This window comes from Aerosakkonema sp. BLCC-F183, assembly GCF_041929145.1.
Taxonomy (GTDB): Bacteria; Cyanobacteriota; Cyanobacteriia; order Cyanobacteriales; family Aerosakkonemataceae; genus Aerosakkonema.
This window is the reverse complement of sequence record NZ_JBHFNU010000124.1, coordinates 1-17,188: the sequence shown is the minus strand read 5'-3', so window position 1 is coordinate 17,188 and position 17,188 is coordinate 1. Positions and strand designations below refer to the sequence as shown.

Genomic DNA, 17,188 nt, shown 5'->3' with positions numbered 1-17,188 from the left:
CTTTTGACTTTTGACTTTCTATGTCTATTTTTTTTCACGAACAACGCTATCGCACATCTGAGGTAATGGCACAAATACGCGACTTTGCAATCACCATCTGCGGCGCGGGTGCTTTGGGTGCAAATATTGCCGAAAGTTTAGCGCGATCGGGTTTTGGTAAACTGAAGGTAATCGATCGCGATCGCATCGAGGAACGCAATCTTTCCACCCAACCATACTATCGTTCCGATATTGGTGCTTTCAAAGCCAAGATGCTGGCAAATTCACTCTACCGCGCCTTGGGAGTCAATGCAGACGCACACTCAAAAGAGTTAACATCTACCAATGCAGCACAATTACTCAACGGCACATCTTTAGTTATCGATACTTTTGATAATAGCGTTGCTCGTCAAGCTGTAAAAGACTATTGTGAAAGTGCCAAACTGCCTTGTCTTCACGTCGGATTAGGTGGAGATTACGGCGAAGTAATTTGGAACGAACTTTACCGCGTCCCCTCTCCCGCAAACGACGATGTGTGCGATTATCCCCTAGCGCGTAATTTGGTTATCCTGACAGTCGCTGTCGCCTGCGAAGTGATGATTACCTTTGTTGCGACACAACAGCAACGGAGTTTTACGATCACCTTGGGGGACTTGGCAATTAAACCATTTGCCTAGCGATCGAATTCAAAAAGTCCTGTAGTCTATCCTAACTACAGGACTGTTTAACTAAAAAGGATATAACAGCAAACTCAGTTTTATACCATTCTATTTTGGTAGGCTGCAAGATTGCTAATTGCTAATCGCGGTAACCGAGCAACGATCGGACATATATAGTGTAGAGGTTGCCCCTCTGTTTTGCGCCTATCTGCTTACCCGCTTTCCCGCGCAAGAACTCGAAGCACTTTAGTAGCGTCGGCGAGAGTCGCCACGACTGTTGTTTCCCCAGCCAGCAGCAGAAGGTTTTCTATCTTCGCGAGGCTTTGCTTTATTAACTTTTAGATCGCGACCCATCCATTCAGCACCATCAAGAGCTTCAATGGCAGCTGCTTCTTCAGCATCTGTTGCCATTTCCACAAAACCAAATCCGCGAGAGCGACCTGTCTCGCGGTCAACGGGTATCTGAACCCGCTTCACGGTGCCGTAATCTGCAAAAACTCTGCTTAGGTCATCTTGAGTAACTTGGTAGGATAGGTTGCCTACGTAAATAGACATGGAATATCTCCGAAATCAGACGAACGTAAACATTGAAATTCGGAGAGATTCCTGTCAATATTTCTCTTCATACCAACAACAAACACTGCACCGAATCCAACTGTTAAGATATAGTTTAGCACAAAAGTTAAAACTAAGAGCTTTTCCAAACCAAAATTTCCTATTTTGGGTGATGTCGGATTGGTATAAGTGGCGTAAGTATTTGCACTTCCGATCTCTACAACCGCACCACCAAACTGGGGTCAAGATCCTGCAATTTAGGGCAACCGCTCAAAGCCATTGCCACATCCAGTTCATCTCGTAACAGTTCCAGGACGTGGCCAACACCAGCTTCTCCACCAACAGCTAATCCCCATAAGACAGGGCGTCCCAACAATACTGCTTTTGCACCCAAAGCCAACGCTTTAATAATATCTGTGCCGCGACGGATACCCCCATCGACAAGTACATCTACTTTGTCCCCGACAGCAGCAACAACTTCACTCAAAGCATCGATCGATGCGATCGATCCATCCAATTGTCTCCCCCCATGATTGGAAACAATTACTGCTTTGGCTCCATGTTCCACTGCTCGCATAGCATCGTCTCCTCGCAATATTCCTTTTACTACTAAAGGTAGATGCGAAATTGATTGTAACCACTCTAAATCTTTCCAAGTTAGTGCTGGATTCAGCTGCTCTAAAAAATAGGTAAACAAACCCGATTCACCTGCTTTGAAAGAAATCTCTAAATCTGCTATATTAACAAGGTTTGCCAATGCCATACCCGATGGCAAAACAAATTGATTGCGCCGATCTTTCTCCCGCCGTCCCAAAACAGGCGCATCCACAGTCAAGCAAAGCGCCTGAAAACCAGCTTGGCTTGCTCGTTCCACCAGTGCCTTTGTCAAACCCCTATCCCGATGCACATATAATTGAAACCACCGCAGACAATCTATTTTGGCAACTTCCTCCACACTCTTGGTTGCTAAGGTACTCAGCACCATTACCGTACCCAGTTGACGCACAGCTTTGGCAGTCGCAATTTCTCCTTCTGGATGCGCCAAACACTGAAAAGCCATCGGCGCAACCAAAATTGGCATTTTGAGCGATCGACCCAGTACAGTAGTACTTAAATCTCGCTGACTCACATCCACCAACATTCGGGGACGCAGTTTATACCGTTCAAATGCCGCACGGTTATCTCGCAGCGTAATTTCGTCCCACGCACCGCTGGCGTAGTAGTCCAGCGCCATCTGAGACAGATGCTGGGCAGCTAGCGTTTCGTACTCAAATAGATTTATCGGTTGAATAGAAGCAGTCATCTGTAGCTATCAAAGAATGCGATCGCGCATCAGCCCTCTGCATCGCTCAAACTAGAACCTCCCTATTCCCCAGATGAGGGACTAGCTCAAAGTCTTTTTAGGCGCTAAATTGAGATTAGCGCAAACAAGATGCCATTGGCAAAGCAGATATTTATATGTCTACTTCCGATCCCGCCACTCAGCCACAGCTAGAGAATTTTAAAGTCTTTTCCAAACACGTCGGAGTTTGGCAAGGAAAATGGATACGCCTGGATGCAGACGGTAAAGAAATCGAACGTTTCACAGGTGTTGTCACTAAAAAGATAATTGATAATCAATGGTTCCAAACCAACACTTATCAATATGCTGACGGTAAAACTGTCACCCAAAATTTTGTCGGAATGGTGGCGGGTGTCGGCGCAATCAAAATTGAAAGTTCAGAGCCTCCTTTTTCTAACTTCGCTACGCTTGCAGAAGAATATAGCGAAAACACAATTATTTTCCGGATTTGGGACAAGGCGACTGGAGTATTAATTGGCATCGAAACCATCGTCCTGAGCGATGAAAATAATTGTATACGCACAAGTCAAGGATATACATTGGATGGCAAATTTAAAGGTGGTTTGATGATTGTAGAACACAAAGTTGAGTGCTGAATTAGAATTACATGAACCTAAAATTAGGCTATGTCAAAGTCTTTATTGCCAATAGTAAGTTTAGCATCTGTGATTGGTTTGCTAAGTATCGCCTTGAGTGTGGTAGGTGCAGCACCTAAAACATCAGGCGTGCCAGTAGCTCAACAACCTAACTGCAACAACCCTCAAACTCAAAGCGAAATGAATGCTTGTGCTGGCATATCCTATCGAAATGCAGATAGAAAATTAAATCAAGTTTACCAACAATTGCTTCCCAAGTTAGCAGCGGCGCGAAAACAAAAATTAGTTGCCGCACAGCAAGCTTGGATAAAGTTTCGCGATGCGAGTTGTGTGTTTGAACGAAGCGAAGTTGAGGGAGGAACAATGGCTCCCACGATTTACGGTAATTGTTTGGCGACTGTCACAGAGCAGCGTACAAAAGATTTAGAGGGATATTTAGAAGCCGTAAATAATAGATAATTTTTCGCTCTTTGCTGTTGAGGTAACGATCGCATACAATTTCGTAAGCGATCGCACCTCATCACCGCCCGGAAAGCGTACCAACATATTATACTAAATTAAACAAATGTTCAACAAACTTATCGCCACTTCTGCGCTCGTCCTTACTATGGCAGCCGCTAATTTCTATCTCCCACAAAATGCGATCGCTCAGCGATCGAATACTACAGTACCCACTCGTCAAATCCTCGCCAAAATCAAAAATAAAACCCAAATACCGATATTTATTCCCAGCAGCATTCCCTCGTCAGATAGATTTTACTTTAATACCCAAGCGACAAGAAATAGCTACGTCGTCTTCTTCGATTATACTCCCAATTGTCAGGGCACAACAGCTTGCAATATGGGAGCGATCGACGCCGAAAAAGGCGGGCAATTTATCACACCAATGCAAGGTACAACCAGAACATTTAAACATATCCAATTAGCGGGTAGAACCAGAGGCATTTTTCACAACGGTTGCGGTGCATATTGCACAGCGTCAGTCGAATGGCAAAATCAGGGAGTCCTCTATCGAGTATCCATTAAAAACGGACGAGAAGCAGAAACTGTGCAAATAGCAAATTCTGCAATCCAAGCTGGCAGACGTTAAATTCATTGCGCGATACTGAAATACAAAGAAACCCGGTAACTACTGTGAAACCGGGTTTCTGGGGTGTACTTCATCCGAGTGGAAGCCGCTATTATAATTCCTTATGTAAAAATAATAAAGTAATTTTTTTATAATTGTCCGGATATGAGGTAAGTACGCTTGAATATCCCTAACGAAAACTGAACCGATTGGGGATAGCTATGGATTACCTTAAGCTTCTCAAAGAAAAAGTAAACCTGCTGGTTTTAAATTCGTCTATTATAATGGTTGTTGTTGGATTTGGCTTTTTATGTGTTTCTGCACAGAAAGATTGGGGGGAAAATTGGAAAATACCTCAGAATCTTATCCAAAACTTAGGAGGAGCAATATTTACTGCTGGAGCGCTCAGTTTTGTTTGGGATATGGCAGCAAAAAGAGCGTTTTTAGATGAGGTATTAGCCAAGGTTAACCTTTCTCAAGAATTTCAAAAGGCTGGAATAGTTAAAATTACCGAATGGGATAATATTACAAGCCTTAATTGGAAAGCCTATTTTGAGGGAGTCAGGGAACTCGACATATTCTTTACTTATGGTCGAACTTGGTCTAGGACTTACACAAGCGAATTAAAGGAATTAGCATCAAAAAAAGAAGTCTGTATTCGCCTTGTTTTGCCAGATAACAATGATCCATTTGTGCTAGGTGAATTAAGCAGACTGTTTTGTATTGAGGAAAAAGAATTAAAAAAAAGGATAGAAGAGACGGCAGATTTCTTTCAAAATTTAAGAAAGCCCAATGGCGCAAAAATAGATGTATATTTTTGTGAAGGTATTCCTTTTTTTAGTTTTTATCGTTTTAACGATATAGCTGTTGTTGCAATGGTTACCCATCGCCGAGAACGAGGCGTTAAAATTCCAACATTTGTCTGCGAAAAAGGAGGAACTATATATAATTATATTCGCGAGGATTTCGAGGATATGATAAAAAGGGCAAAACCAGCTGCGATACCCCGCCAACCTTGACTCTATCTTCTCTGTTCGTGCGATCGCACTGGTCGATCCCCACATCTCCTGCTGTACCCTTGAAGATGTACCATTACCACTGATACAATGTCTAAAATTACCGTTGAAGAAGCCAGTCAAAACCTCCAAGCTATCCTAGAACAAGTAGCAAAAGGAGAAGAAGTGAGCCTCTGGCAAGATGGAAAAGTAGTAGCCAGATTAGTTCCGCCACTCACAAAGGAGGAATGGTTAGCCAAAATGGATAAATTTCGCGCTTCTATTCAGATAAAGGGTGAACCAATGAGTCAAACAGTAATTAAGCTAAGGCAAGAGGAACGCTATTGATTTATTTAGACACCAGTGTTATCGTTCCTTTCTACTTGCCAGAAGCTCTCAGTATCGCTATTCGGGAGTTACTGGCAATAGAAGAGCAAGCAGCGTTGAGTCAGCTAGTTGAAGTAGAAATGTTTTCCGCATTATCTCGCCGAGTGCGAATGAGGGAAATATCGCAAGAGCAAGCAAGAGAAATAGCCGAGCAATTTCAAATTCACCTGGACGGCGGTTTCTATACCCGTATACCATTACAACCAATTCACTATCAGCAAGCGCGTGAGTGGATTGCGCGTTTCGATACGGCTTTACGCACTCTTGATGCTATACATTTAGCAATTGCCGCCACAAACGATTTGCGTTTGGTAACAGCTGACGAAACACTCGCGGAAGCAGCTAATGTTTTGGGAATAGCAGTTCAATTAATTACACCATAAAGTAATTCAATTTTTTTAGCGATCGCACTCTTCAAATAAATCTATCTCCTCACTAAAAGCGATCGCACTAGCTTTCGGGATAATTCAGAAATTACCCCTATAGCTAAATACTACGGTTCTATCCCTAACTCTCGCAAACGCCGCGCTAAATATTCTGCGCGTTGTTCAGCTTCAGAAGCACGTTGTTCGGCTTCAGAAGCACGTTGTTCGGCTTCCTGGGTTAGTCGTTCGGCTACTTCGGCACGCTCTTGCTCCATTTCTGCTTGCTGCTGTGCCGCCTCAGCATCAGTCAAAATCCAGTTACCTTCAGCATCATACCAACGCAACCACAGACGATTAATTCCTTGATATTCTCCTTGCCACAATCCCAAACCCAATTCCAACTCGCGCATCCAAACTCTCGGTTCGGTCAAAATTAATTCCTGATAACGACCGGATGTGAGAGAAAATGCGCGTAACCGATCGGTATAACGATTAAACACCACATAGTAAGGCACGCGCAAAATGCGCTCGTAAACATCCCATTTCACAGGGGGTTTATTAACCTCACTTGTCGTTTCTCCCAAATCTTCATTCTCAGTACCGGGAGAGAGCAATTCCACAACTGCAAAAGGACTAATTCCTTCTTGCCAAATCACATAACTCAAACGTAAATCTCGCTCATCATAAAGCCTCGGCACTCCCACAACTCCAAACCAATCCGGTCGTTTGTACCAATTTTGGTGATGAACATCGTAATATAAGTTCATGTCACTACCGCAAAAGACGCGATCGGGGAAATAGTTGTGCGGACGGAAAGTGAAACTCAGCAATTGCGGTTGCAAATCGTGAAACTCGTCAGGCAAACCGGGTTCCTCCGGATCTTCGCTAGGTAGATCGAACATCGTGGGCAGAGTTTCTCTGGGAGAAAGAGGCGGATCGCTTTGTTCGACGGGATACTTCAACCGAAAAATAGGTATACTCACTTTCTGTGGTAGCGAACGTCTGCAATTTCTAATATAGAAGTCCCAGTCTGCGGTAGCCTAGATTGGGTGACTTTACACGCTCCTTTGACAACACTTCTTTATGTCAGTTTCCGCTCCTACCCGCACAATACGCATCGGTTCGCGCAAAAGCCAACTCGCCCTAGTGCAAACCTACTGGGTGCAAGAACAACTCCAGAAACACTTCCCCGACATCACCTTTGAAGTCCACACCATGAGTACCCAAGGCGACAAGATACTTGATGTCGCCCTAGCCAAAATTGGCGATAAGGGACTCTTTACCAAAGAACTCGAAGTGGGAATGCTCAACAACGAGACAGACTTTGCTGTGCATTCCCTGAAAGACTTACCCACCAATTTGCCAGAAGGCTTGATTTTAGGCTGCGTCACGGAACGGGAAAACCCAGCAGACGCCTTGGTAGTCCACGAAAAGCACAAAGACAAACAAATCGACACCTTGCCAGCGGGTGCAGTAGTGGGAACATCTTCCCTGCGACGACTGGCGCAACTGCGTCACCACTATCCCCATCTGACATTTAAAGATATTCGGGGTAACTTGAACACGCGACTGGCTAAACTGGATGCAGGCGAATTCGACGCCATTATTTTAGCGGTAGCCGGGTTGCAAAGATTGGGAATGAGCGATCGCATTCACCAAGTCATCCCCGCCGAAATTTCCCTCCACGCCGTCGGACAAGGAGCTTTAGGGATCGAATGCCGTGACGGGGACACCGAAGTGCTATCGTTAATCAAAGTATTAGAACACACAGCTACAGCGCAACGCTGCTATGCAGAGCGAGCCTTTTTACGAGAACTGGAAGGCGGCTGTCAAGTACCGATCGGCGTTAACACCCAAATCGAAGGCGACACCCTCACCCTCACAGGTATGGTCGCCAGCTTAGACGGACAGCAATTAATCAAGGATAGCGTTAGCGGAGCTGCGATCGACGCGGAAAAATTAGGCATCGAACTGGCACAGCGCTTGCGGCAACAAGGAGCCCAAACAATTTTAGAGCAAATTTTTGCCGAAGTGAGACAAGAGTGAATTAATATCTTGTGGGGTGGGCAAAGATAATCCCGCCCTGTAACCGTATTAGTTAGGCAAGATGGCCGCTCTTTTTCAGCATAGCAGGCAATCAAAACCTCCTTGCCAAGAAAGCGTGTCATCGATCCCGTGACTCGGTATTATGTAACAAACCATTGCAGGGAACGCGAAAATAAGATGCGGATTCTATTTGTTGCAGCTGAAGCAGCACCCCTGGCTAAAGTAGGCGGCATGGGGGATGTCGTCGGTGCCTTACCCAAAGTCCTGAAAAAAATGGGGCATGATGTCCGGATCTTCATGCCCTACTATGGCTTTATGCCCGACAAAATAGACGTACCGAAATCGCCTATTTGGTATGGCACAGCGATGTTACAAAACTTCGCTGTTTACGAAACGGTCTTTCCAAATAGCGATGTACCGTTGTACCTGTTTGGTCATCCCTCCTTCTGGCCGCGCCGCATCTACTACGGAGAAGATGAAGACTGGCGGTTCACCTTATTTGCCAATGGTGCAGCTGAGTTTGCCTGGAACTACTGGAAACCAGACATCATCCACTGCCACGACTGGCACACAGGCATGATTCCGGTGTGGATGCAGGAAGACCCGGATATCAAAACTATCTTTACAATTCACAACCTAGCTTATCAAGGGCCGTGGCGCTGGCGTTTAGAGCAGATGACTTGGTGCCCTTGGTATATGCAAGGTCATAATACAATGAGCGCGGCCATTCACCATGCCGATCGCGTCAACACTGTTTCCCCCACTTACGCCGATCAGATTAAAACACCTGCCTATGGGGAACAGTTGGAAGGCTTGTTATCCTACGTCAGCGGCAAGTTAAGCGGTATCCTCAACGGCATCGATACCCACATATACGACCCCGCCACGGACAAACACCTGACCAAAAACTTTACCGCCGATACTCTCGACCAGCGTCGCGCCAACAAGGTAGCCCTGCAAGAAGAATTGGGCTTAGAGGTGAATGCCAACTGCTTTTTGATCGGTTTGATTTCCCGCTTAGTAGAACAGAAGGGGATCGATTTGATCATTCAGGTGCTAGACCGCTTCATGGCCTACACCGATGCACAATTCGTTGTGTTAGGCTTGGGCGATCCCTACTACGAAAATCAAATGTGGCAGATTGCCACTCGTTATCGCGGTCGGATGTCAGCTTATATCCTCCAAAGCGACGCCTTAGCCAGACGTATTTACGCGGGTACGGATGCTTTCCTGATGCCCAGTCGCTTCGAGCCTTGCGGCATCAGTCAAATGATGGCGATGCGCTACGGTTGCGTACCCATTGTCCGTCGTACTGGCGGCTTAGTCGATACCGTCTCCCACCACGACCCCATGAACCATGTAGGTACGGGTTTCTGTTTCGATCGCTATGAACCTCTAGACCTTTATACGTCTATGGTGCGGACGTGGGAGAGTTTCCGGTACAAGAAAGATTGGTACGAATTGCAACAGCGGGCCATGAGGATGGACTTCAGCTGGGATAAATCCGCTCAGGAGTATGACAATTTGTACCGTTCTCTGGTTGACTCTAGCTCGTCCCCAGAGGAACAGCCGCCAGAGCCGCAGCAACAACTAGCAAAAGTATCGACTCCATAATACACATCGCTGACTTTTCCCGTCATCTTTGAGCGATCGGAGAGTGTGTGGGGTGTAGGGCGCATTTCTTTTTTCCTTCCCTACACCCCTAATTAATGCTGCTCTACTTGTATTCTTTGTTGCCGGGAAAACATGGCATTTCCTTGCCGTGTCGTCGCCTGTAAGTAACGTTTTGGGTCTTCTGCTACCCAACCTAAATCAGAGTTATACCTGACTTCAAAATGCAGATGGGGAAGTTCGATGTCGGGGAAGCCTGTAGAACCGACTGTTCCCAACTGCATACCTTGTTGAATCCTCTGACCTGCGGACACTGCGATCGTATCTAGGTGCGCGTAACGAGTTTGTTGGCCTTCCTGATGATTTATAACTACTAAGTTGCCGTAATCTCCTCTTTCGCCCGCAAAAGCTACTATGCCGTCGCCAGCGGCAAGAACTGGCGTTCCTGGCTCTGCCAGCAAGTCTACACCGCCGTGAAAGACTACTTTACGAGTAATAGGATGAAGATTCCAGCCGAAGGCAAAACCCACTGTTGCTTGTGATGGTAAAGGATAGCCTTTCAAGACGCTTTCAAATTCAACATCAGCACCTTCAGGAGACCAATTTACTCCCGGTAAAAACACTACTCTGGGATTTTCTTCGCAGCCATTGACTTCGTATACTACGGCGGGGCGGACATTGTAACCTGCGGCTAAGTCGCGCCAAGTTTTACCTTCAGGAACTTCTACGGCGATGCCGTTGTAAGGAGGAATGATAATTTCGCTGCCAACGCGAGCCTCACCTTGCCTCAAACTGGGATTCATACCCATTAGCGTAGCCGGAATGAGGTCGTATTTGCTGGCGATACTTTCGATCGTCTCACCCGCAGCAACTATATGTTTCTTCAAGCGCTCCAACGCTGGCTGGGGGCAATTATCGTTTTTAGCTGCTGCTAATTCCGGATCGGCTTTGGCTCCCGATACGGTAACAGTCAGCCACAAAAGTATTGATAGCAGTGGAAACCAACGATGAAGAGCCATGAACTCAATTAGTAAAAGAGGGTGCGATCGGTATTTTGTTAAAAAATTTAAACTCTAGCAACTGGCTGTAGTTGATGTATTGTAAAGATTTTACACCAAAAACAACAGCCGATTTGTGAAGGTCATCGTGAGAAAAGGCTACAGTAGATTTATCGCTTGTGAAACTGTCGTTTAGCCTGACGACCATGAGTTTAACTTTTAAACAACTGACTCTTTATTTAACGTTGCTAAGTATTGGTGGCGGCGTAGGAGTGTTGGGGAGCCGCTATCTCCAAACAGAGAATGGTTTCAAGGAAATCTCTTTGGCATCGCCTCCGCAACAACAGCTTCTCCAGACCCAGGAAAATCCTGCACCGAGAATAGATGGAATTCCCACCGACAACGGTAACTTTATTGCAGAGGCTGTTAAAAAGGTAGGCCCTGCGGTGGTACGCATCGATGCCGCTCGGAGGGTGGAAAGTAGATTGCCCGACGTTTTTCAAAACCCCTTCTTCAGGGGGTTTTTTGGTAATGAAATGCCAACAGCACCGGAAGAACGGGTAGAACGCGGTACCGGTTCTGGATTTATTCTCAGCGATGATGGTCGCTTAATTACCAATGCTCATGTAGTAGCAGGGGCAGATACTGTCAAAATAACTCTCAAGGACGGTCGCTCGTTGGACGGTCGGGTGATTGGTGTTGACCCGCTTACTGATATAGCGGTTGTGAAGATTCAGGCCAAAAATTTGCCTGCTGTGAAGTTGGGTGATTCTCAAAATCTGGTTCCGGGTCAGTGGGCGATCGCGATCGGCAATCCTCTCGGTTTGGATAATACTGTTACTGTGGGTATTATCAGTGCGATCGGTCGCTCTAGTTCTCAGGTCGGCGTTCCAGATAAGCGCGTTAATTTTATCCAAACCGATGCCGCTATCAACCCCGGTAATTCTGGTGGCCCGCTTTTAAACGATCGCGGCGAAGTTATCGGTATCAATACCGCTATTCGCGCTGGTGCCCAAGGACTGGGATTTGCTATCCCCATTCAAACCGCACAGCGAATCGCCAATCAGCTGTTTGCGAAAGGTCGTGCGGAACATCCTTATTTGGGAATTCAAATGGTAGGTCTTAACCCAGCCGTAAAAGAACAGATCGGTCGAGATACAAATATTAACATTTCTCAAGATAAAGGCGTTTTGATTGTGCGCGTCGTCGAAAACTCACCTGCCGATCGCGCTCTTTTGCGTCAGGGCGATATCATTCAAAAAGTTGCAGGCATACCCGTTAGAGAGCCGTCTGAAGTTCAGCAAATAGTGGAATCCACTACTGTTGGAGGCAATTTAGAACTAGAAATAAACCGCAACGGTCAAATTCAAAAAATTCAAGTCCAGACCGGTGCTTTTCCCACTGAGTAGCCTACAATTATAGACTGCGATTTTAGATTTTTGATTGGCAATGATTCGGTTTATACCTAGTTTTTGCAACCAATATCAATCTAACTCTCTCAGCCCCATCCCTTTATGGGTGGGGTCAATCTAAAATTAGTTGACGCCCAGTCGGTTTTTGGCTTTGCTAAGCTCAAGCCTCAGAATCGCTGGCTCTTTCGCTGATACCTGAGTCTCGCGACAGGGACTGAGAACCTAACAAACTTTCCTCTAGCTGCATCCGTTGCTCCATCTGACGGAGGAAATAACCTGTCATCATTGCTGAAGCTAGCAAACCTGCTAAGTTTTCGCGGTCTGTCGTAATCTGAACATTAAAATGATCGCCCGGTAACATCCCGACCAGCCCTTGAACGTTGTGAGAAATAATTTGCTTGATTTCTGGACTAACCGCCTTTGCTACACGTGCTAAAACCTCTGGAGGTTGGTGCTGGAGATATGTCAGCAGGGGGTTGGCTTGAACGTCTTCTGTGCCGGAATTTAAATAGTCAGGATTAAAGACCATGAGGCTCCTAAATATTTGACTTACTTCTAATCTAAACGATCCTGATGTGTTGGCAGCTTTTGGGGGCCAAAACTCGTGCATTTACCAGCTTTACTCTTTTCTTCGCCAAAAGTAGGTTTGAGGAGAAGCGGGAGGAAGCTAAAGGAAGATAAGAGTAGCAAAATACACTGAATCAGCAATTTTACCCGCAAATCCCCTAATTCCTTAAGCTTCCTTCGCTCCATTCAGTTGCGGCAGCTGGTCGATTTGAAAATACTGATGAAACTTCTCTGTCACTTGTAGCCAATAAGACCTTCCATCTGCCTGTCGCCGTTTCCGAATATACCCCAGTTCGACGAGTTCCTGGACTTGCTGATAAGCTCCAGAACCCCGTAGATCGACTAATTCCGTTTGGGATATTGGCCCTTTGAGGGCGATCGCTGCCAGCGTTCGCAAAGCTCCCACCCCTAATTCTGGCGGTATTAAATTTTGCATTAATTCCTGGAAAGTTGTCCGCAGTTGCAAGCTGTAACCCTCCGGAGTTTCCACAACTTCCAAGGCGCTGTCTCGATGAGCGTAGTCAGCGACGAGTTCTAGCAGCGCGTCCTGAGCTTTGGCCTTGCTGCATCCAGCATACTCGGCGATCGCTGCAATGGAAAGAGGCTGTCCTTTTAAGTAGAGAATTGCTTCAATCTTGGTTGCCAAACGATCCGACATAACTATTAAAAATTAAAAATTGCCAATTGCAAATGGGTTAATTTGCGTCTAGGATAGTAGGATTGTTTGACCCTTGCTAAACCGATTATAGCACTAATAATGCGCCTTGGTTCTACTCCTGTGTCAAGTTTGTCAATGCAGTATTGGATTAACGACTGAGTGACAAAAAATCACATTAAGCGCTCAAGATATTTTTGACTTTTTTGAATTGCTATGTCATTATTCCGGATAGAATCTCTCGATATTTGTCTTGCCTGCACGTCTTCAGTATTTATACCAAAAAAGCTTCTCGATTTTAATATCAATTTTGGCAAGGTTTTAGTGACATCTATTTTTTATCTATAATTTTCCCATAAGTGTATTATTTTATGATGGTGGCTGCCAATTTAAATACGATAGCAAATATATTTTCCTATTTTCAATTTTTTTACTTTTAAATTTAGTTTTCTTGCGGTAAGTCCAACAAAGATATATTTACAATTAGAGGTGCGAACCATCATACCAGTTCGATCCTGCTCTCTGTCAATATCAATATTTCATCCTACCAAATTAACGAAAAACGATCCATTTATAATATTGACATAAATGACTTTTTTTGATATAGACATAACAAAACCACTTCTAGCTAATCAAAGCACAGATCGAGAAGCATAATTTTAGCCGCAATGGGAAATATTAATTTGCGTAACAAAATAGACTGAAATAATGGCGCGATCGCAAATATTCATTAGCGGTTGAGTTTGCTGTCCGCAAATACCCATAGAAAGATATATTTTGAATAGGCTGTCCTGCAAAATTTCAAGCTTTACCGATGAAGTCATATATCGCCGCCGCCATTCAAATGACTAGCGTACCTGACCTGCAAAAAAACCTGGTTCAGGCAGAAGAATTAATTGAACTTGCCAAAGGACGGGGTGCGGAGTTGGTGTGTTTGCCGGAAAACTTTGCTTTTATGGGAGAAGAGAAAGACAAAATTGCCCAAGCGGAAGTTATTGCCCAGAGTAGCGAAAAATTTCTCAAAACAATGGCGCAACGCTTCCAAGTCACTATCTTGGGCGGTGGCTTTCCTGTTCCCGTCAGTACTGGTAAATTTTACAACACTGCCCTCCTGATCGACCCCAGCGGTCAAGAGCTAGCCCGTTACGAAAAAGTTCACTTATTTGACGTTAACTTACCCGACGGCAACACGTACCGAGAATCCAGCACAGTGATGGCTGGAAACCGCATACCGCCTGTCGCTCCCACCAAAGAGTTGGGAAATTTGGGACTTTCCGTGTGCTACGATGTCCGCTTCCCGGAACTTTACCGTCACTTATCTCAAATGGGAGCCGATGTGCTGTTTGTGCCAGCAGCTTTCACAGCTTACACTGGTAAGGATCACTGGCAAGTATTAATTCAAGCCAGAGCGATCGAAAATACGTGTTACGTCATCGCACCAGCGCAAACTGGGAATCACTACGGGATGCGCCACACCCACGGACACGCCATAATTGTTGACCCTTGGGGTACTATTTTAGCCGATGCTGGGGACAAACCCGGAGTGGCGATCGCAGAAATCAATCCCATTCGCCTCGAACAAGTGCGCCGTCAAATGCCTTCTCTGCAACACCGGGTTTTCTAACCATATTTTTTCCCACCCTAAATACAGCCATTTTGAGGTGATTGAAGGTAAAAAGAAACCCGGTTTCGGCTAGAAACCGGGTTTCTTTAAGACAACCAAAATCGTTTTGCTAATAATCAAAAAGTCATATTTTTTGATAATGTAAATCAACTGCATCGCCTAGAACGCCAGTCCAGTAGAATGAATTTTGGTGTTGCTTTTAATTTGCATATTTGCCTCCTCCTGAATAGTCGGAGTTATTACCTCCTTTAATTATACTCACTTCCTCGCTAGCTATCGACAGTTCGATCGCGATTTTCTCTTGCCAAAATTCGATCGACTTTGTTCTCAATTGCTGTTAACTTTCTGAGGATTGTAGGACGATCTTGGTCGAGAGAAGCCAGCAGATTAGCAATACCTATAGTTGCTTGACGGAGTTCTTCTCGCTCAGCTTGCGCCTGTTCTATGGATTCCGAAACTCTATCAGCAAAGGTATTGACTGTATCAGTGAGTGCTTGGATAGCGCGAGCATTGCTGGCAACGAGTTGCTTCAATTCTTCATCTGTCATAGTTTTTTAGAGCGATCGCTGTTAATTGAATTTACATTCATTTTATCATGCGATCGCCTAATGGCAGACTTACATCTGTCGCTGAAAGCTTAAGAAGGGATTTGGAATTGAGGAAATGCGCGATCGCATAGAATTTATTTGAAGTAGCGTTGGCGTAGCCTGCCGTTGGTATTCGCACTTCAATTAATTCCAGGTAGGCATATCGCCTACAACTGAATTTGGCAGAAAATGGCAAAACCTGCCATACTATAAAAGTGAAGTCGATCGAGTAACGAATGTGAAAAGCATCAACATTTCTCTGCCAGACGCAATGCGAACTTATGTAGAACAACAGGTAGCCAACGGTGGTTACAGTACAGTGAAGAGCTAGGGGTAATGAGCGAAGTTAACTAATTAATGCGTAATTGCGACAAGTTTTGCAGCAAAAGTAAAGGAGAATTGAATGAACGTCGAACAAATCATTACTATTGAAAGCGTAAGAAACATTTCAGGAGAAGATTTTTTGAGCTTGTTACGACAAAAATCTGCGATCGCAGTGCAATTTCCCAACGGTGAATCGCTAATCGTACAAGCGAAAGTTGAACTAGCGCCATTACCCATATTGGATGGGTATGTACCGCAAGGATGGAAAGAGGAAGTTTACAAGCATTGACATGACTTTAGTATTTTTAGATGCAGGAATTTTCATCGGCGCTTTGCTAAGTGGCGATCCTCGCCATGCGGAAGCGCGTCCAATTGTAGAAGCGGCTCGACGGGGTGAATTTGGTGCTTGTACATCTGCTGGTGTGTTGAGTGAAGTATATGCTGCACTGACTTGGATAGGCGCTCAACCTCCCCAAACACCGGAGGTTGCTAGTCAAGCGGCTCGTCTTTTGGTAGAGCCGCCATCGGCAATTGTTGTTTTACCAACTAATTTGCAGGCGACGTTAAAAATGTTAGAAATTGCGTCAAATCGAAGGTTAACTGCTCGTCGCATTCACGATGCAAGACACGCTGCTACTGCTTTAGTTGCAGGCGTTAACGAGGTTTACACTTACGATATTGAAGATTGGCGAGTATTCCAACCTGATGGAATTAGAATTGTTGGGCCGCCGTCTGTGTTAGCTGATTAGTTAAAAACGATCGCTTCTTAGTTGAGTCGGCGATCGCATGACAACAAGGAAGAAAAAGATGGGATATTTGGTGATGGCGATCGCATGAGAGATCTTGTCGAACGATAAACAAACAATTGTTTATGTCTGTTTAAAGTGCTGCTGGACTATTTTCCCTTTTTTAGTGTATCTTTTATATAATTATTTTTTCTTTCAAATATTACACGATAGTTCTTCCTTATCGACTTCAGCATAACAAAAAAAAATTAAGCTGTCAAGGGTTTGTTTCCATCTTTTTCCCGACTATTTTTCCCTTCCCTTCCTTCTAGTTTTTCGACAGTTCTCACTAATGCTATACCCCTTTGCCTTCTGCAAAATCTTATAATATCGCCACCACATTAAATTGATTAGCGGTGATAAATTGGTTAGCTACTTCTTCTATATAATTATCTCTCGATGACCATATCCCAGACAAAGGTAATTGACCGGATGAAGATTTCCTAGATATGATTTTCGGCAATTGGGGTAACATTTTACTTCCCCAAGCAGCGGGTTTTTTGGCTTTTGGTTGGGGTTTATATCTTTGACAGAAACCGCGATATTTTTTCGCGCATTCGTCTAAGGATTTACCCAAAGCGAGAAAAGCGGGATGCCATTGGGTGAGTCCGTCGGTGGTAAGTTGGTCGTAT

General features: G+C 44.9%; 24 protein-coding genes. 14 read left to right on the top strand and 10 right to left on the bottom strand.

Going from position 1 to position 17,188, the window contains the following annotated elements; all coding sequences use genetic code 11:
• Positions 1–20 precede the first annotated feature (20 nt).
• Positions 21–656, top strand: coding sequence for a ThiF family adenylyltransferase (locus ACE1CD_RS35795; protein WP_374791971.1), 636 nt, complete (start codon positions 21–23; stop codon positions 654–656).
• A gap of 228 nt (positions 657–884) precedes the next feature.
• Here the strand turns inward: ACE1CD_RS35795 and ACE1CD_RS35790 are convergent, their stop codons facing one another.
• Positions 885–1,193, bottom strand: a complete 309-nt coding sequence (locus tag ACE1CD_RS35790) for an RNA recognition motif domain-containing protein (protein WP_374791973.1) — start codon at positions 1,191–1,193, stop codon at positions 885–887.
• Positions 1,194–1,410: 217 nt separating this feature from the next.
• Positions 1,411–2,496: an alpha-hydroxy acid oxidase gene (locus ACE1CD_RS35785; protein WP_374827807.1), complete on the bottom strand. Its 1,086-nt coding sequence runs from the start codon at positions 2,494–2,496 to the stop codon at positions 1,411–1,413.
• Between the two features lie 155 nt (positions 2,497–2,651).
• Between ACE1CD_RS35785 and ACE1CD_RS35780 the strand changes: the two genes are divergently transcribed.
• The 6 genes from ACE1CD_RS35780 to ACE1CD_RS35755 all read left to right on the top strand — a co-directional run bounded on the left by ACE1CD_RS35780 (position 2,652) and on the right by ACE1CD_RS35755 (position 5,965).
• Positions 2,652–3,131, top strand: coding sequence for a DUF3598 family protein (locus ACE1CD_RS35780; protein ID WP_374791977.1), 480 nt, complete (start codon positions 2,652–2,654; stop codon positions 3,129–3,131).
• A gap of 30 nt (positions 3,132–3,161) precedes the next feature.
• Positions 3,162–3,590: a lysozyme inhibitor LprI family protein gene (locus ACE1CD_RS35775; RefSeq protein WP_374827806.1), complete on the top strand. Its 429-nt coding sequence runs from the start codon at positions 3,162–3,164 to the stop codon at positions 3,588–3,590.
• Positions 3,591–3,696: 106 nt separating this feature from the next.
• A complete protein-coding gene (locus tag ACE1CD_RS35770) occupies positions 3,697–4,221 on the top strand; it encodes a hypothetical protein (protein WP_374827805.1) in 525 nt (174 codons plus the stop codon).
• Between the two features lie 200 nt (positions 4,222–4,421).
• On the top strand, positions 4,422–5,219 hold the full coding sequence (locus tag ACE1CD_RS35765) for a hypothetical protein (RefSeq protein ID WP_374827804.1): 798 nt from the start codon (positions 4,422–4,424) through the stop codon (positions 5,217–5,219).
• An 87-nt stretch (positions 5,220–5,306) separates the two neighbouring features.
• Entirely contained in the window at positions 5,307–5,543 is a 237-nt protein-coding gene (locus tag ACE1CD_RS35760; protein WP_374827803.1) for a type II toxin-antitoxin system Phd/YefM family antitoxin, read from the top strand.
• Positions 5,540–5,965 carry a type II toxin-antitoxin system VapC family toxin gene (locus tag ACE1CD_RS35755; protein ID WP_374827802.1) on the top strand — a complete coding sequence of 142 codons (426 nt, stop codon included), beginning with the start codon at positions 5,540–5,542 and terminating at the stop codon, positions 5,963–5,965. Before ACE1CD_RS35760 ends, ACE1CD_RS35755 begins: the two co-directional genes overlap by 4 nt.
• A 110-nt stretch (positions 5,966–6,075) precedes the next feature.
• Here ACE1CD_RS35755 and ACE1CD_RS35750 read toward each other — a convergent pair whose 3' ends face one another.
• On the bottom strand, positions 6,076–6,918 hold the full coding sequence (locus tag ACE1CD_RS35750; RefSeq protein WP_374827876.1) for a Uma2 family endonuclease: 843 nt from the start codon (positions 6,916–6,918) through the stop codon (positions 6,076–6,078).
• Between the two features lie 112 nt (positions 6,919–7,030).
• Between ACE1CD_RS35750 and hemC the strand changes: the two genes are divergently transcribed.
• Both hemC and glgA read left to right on the top strand, forming a co-directional pair.
• On the top strand, positions 7,031–7,993 hold the full coding sequence (gene hemC, locus ACE1CD_RS35745) for a hydroxymethylbilane synthase (protein WP_374791988.1): 963 nt from the start codon (positions 7,031–7,033) through the stop codon (positions 7,991–7,993).
• A gap of 177 nt (positions 7,994–8,170) precedes the next feature.
• On the top strand, positions 8,171–9,607 hold the full coding sequence (gene glgA / locus ACE1CD_RS35740) for a glycogen synthase GlgA (RefSeq protein WP_374791990.1): 1,437 nt from the start codon (positions 8,171–8,173) through the stop codon (positions 9,605–9,607).
• Positions 9,608–9,699: 92 nt separating this feature from the next.
• Here the strand turns inward: glgA and ACE1CD_RS35735 are convergent, their stop codons facing one another.
• Positions 9,700–10,623, bottom strand: a complete 924-nt coding sequence (locus ACE1CD_RS35735; protein ID WP_374791991.1) for a LysM peptidoglycan-binding domain-containing M23 family metallopeptidase — start codon at positions 10,621–10,623, stop codon at positions 9,700–9,702.
• A gap of 185 nt (positions 10,624–10,808) precedes the next feature.
• Between ACE1CD_RS35735 and ACE1CD_RS35730 the strand changes: the two genes are divergently transcribed.
• On the top strand, positions 10,809–12,011 hold the full coding sequence (locus tag ACE1CD_RS35730; RefSeq protein WP_374791994.1) for an HhoA/HhoB/HtrA family serine endopeptidase: 1,203 nt from the start codon (positions 10,809–10,811) through the stop codon (positions 12,009–12,011).
• A gap of 163 nt (positions 12,012–12,174) precedes the next feature.
• Here the strand turns inward: ACE1CD_RS35730 and ACE1CD_RS35725 are convergent, their stop codons facing one another.
• From ACE1CD_RS35725 to ACE1CD_RS35715, 3 genes are all read right to left on the bottom strand, one after another.
• Entirely contained in the window at positions 12,175–12,543 is a 369-nt protein-coding gene (locus ACE1CD_RS35725; protein WP_374791996.1) for a DUF760 domain-containing protein, read from the bottom strand.
• Between the two features lie 204 nt (positions 12,544–12,747).
• Entirely contained in the window at positions 12,748–13,239 is a 492-nt protein-coding gene (gene scpB, locus ACE1CD_RS35720; protein ID WP_374791998.1) for an SMC-Scp complex subunit ScpB, read from the bottom strand.
• Positions 13,240–13,895: 656 nt separating this feature from the next.
• Positions 13,896–14,060, bottom strand: a complete 165-nt coding sequence (locus ACE1CD_RS35715; protein WP_374792000.1) for a hypothetical protein — start codon at positions 14,058–14,060, stop codon at positions 13,896–13,898.
• Here ACE1CD_RS35715 and ACE1CD_RS35710 point away from each other — a divergent pair.
• Complete coding sequence (locus tag ACE1CD_RS35710; protein ID WP_374792002.1) at positions 14,051–14,860, top strand: carbon-nitrogen hydrolase family protein; 810 nt, start codon at positions 14,051–14,053, stop codon at positions 14,858–14,860. The genes ACE1CD_RS35715 and ACE1CD_RS35710 overlap by 10 nt on opposite strands.
• A 269-nt stretch (positions 14,861–15,129) precedes the next feature.
• On the opposite strand, the gene ACE1CD_RS35705 is transcribed toward ACE1CD_RS35710, so the two are convergent.
• Both ACE1CD_RS35705 and ACE1CD_RS35700 read right to left on the bottom strand, forming a co-directional pair.
• The gene (locus ACE1CD_RS35705) at positions 15,130–15,408 is read right to left on the bottom strand and encodes a hypothetical protein (protein WP_374827801.1); all 279 of its coding nucleotides are present in this window, start codon (positions 15,406–15,408) and stop codon (positions 15,130–15,132) included.
• Positions 15,409–15,445: 37 nt separating this feature from the next.
• The gene (locus ACE1CD_RS35700) at positions 15,446–15,643 is read right to left on the bottom strand and encodes a hypothetical protein (protein ID WP_374792006.1); all 198 of its coding nucleotides are present in this window, start codon (positions 15,641–15,643) and stop codon (positions 15,446–15,448) included.
• A gap of 42 nt (positions 15,644–15,685) precedes the next feature.
• Here ACE1CD_RS35700 and ACE1CD_RS35695 point away from each other — a divergent pair, with 42 nt between their 5' ends.
• The 3 genes from ACE1CD_RS35695 to ACE1CD_RS35685 all read left to right on the top strand — a co-directional run bounded on the left by ACE1CD_RS35695 (position 15,686) and on the right by ACE1CD_RS35685 (position 16,520).
• The gene (locus tag ACE1CD_RS35695) at positions 15,686–15,778 is read left to right on the top strand and encodes a type II toxin-antitoxin system ParD family antitoxin (protein ID WP_374792008.1); all 93 of its coding nucleotides are present in this window, start codon (positions 15,686–15,688) and stop codon (positions 15,776–15,778) included.
• 72 nt (positions 15,779–15,850) lie between these two features.
• Positions 15,851–16,060 (top strand): hypothetical protein, encoded by a 210-nt coding sequence (locus tag ACE1CD_RS35690; RefSeq protein WP_374792010.1) that lies wholly within the window; start codon positions 15,851–15,853, stop codon positions 16,058–16,060.
• Position 16,061: 1 nt separating this feature from the next.
• The gene (locus ACE1CD_RS35685) at positions 16,062–16,520 is read left to right on the top strand and encodes a type II toxin-antitoxin system VapC family toxin (RefSeq protein WP_374792012.1); all 459 of its coding nucleotides are present in this window, start codon (positions 16,062–16,064) and stop codon (positions 16,518–16,520) included.
• Positions 16,521–16,878: 358 nt separating this feature from the next.
• On the opposite strand, the gene ACE1CD_RS35680 is transcribed toward ACE1CD_RS35685, so the two are convergent.
• A partial coding sequence (locus tag ACE1CD_RS35680; protein WP_374827800.1) for a hypothetical protein occupies positions 16,879–17,188 on the bottom strand: 310 nt, incomplete at its 5' end.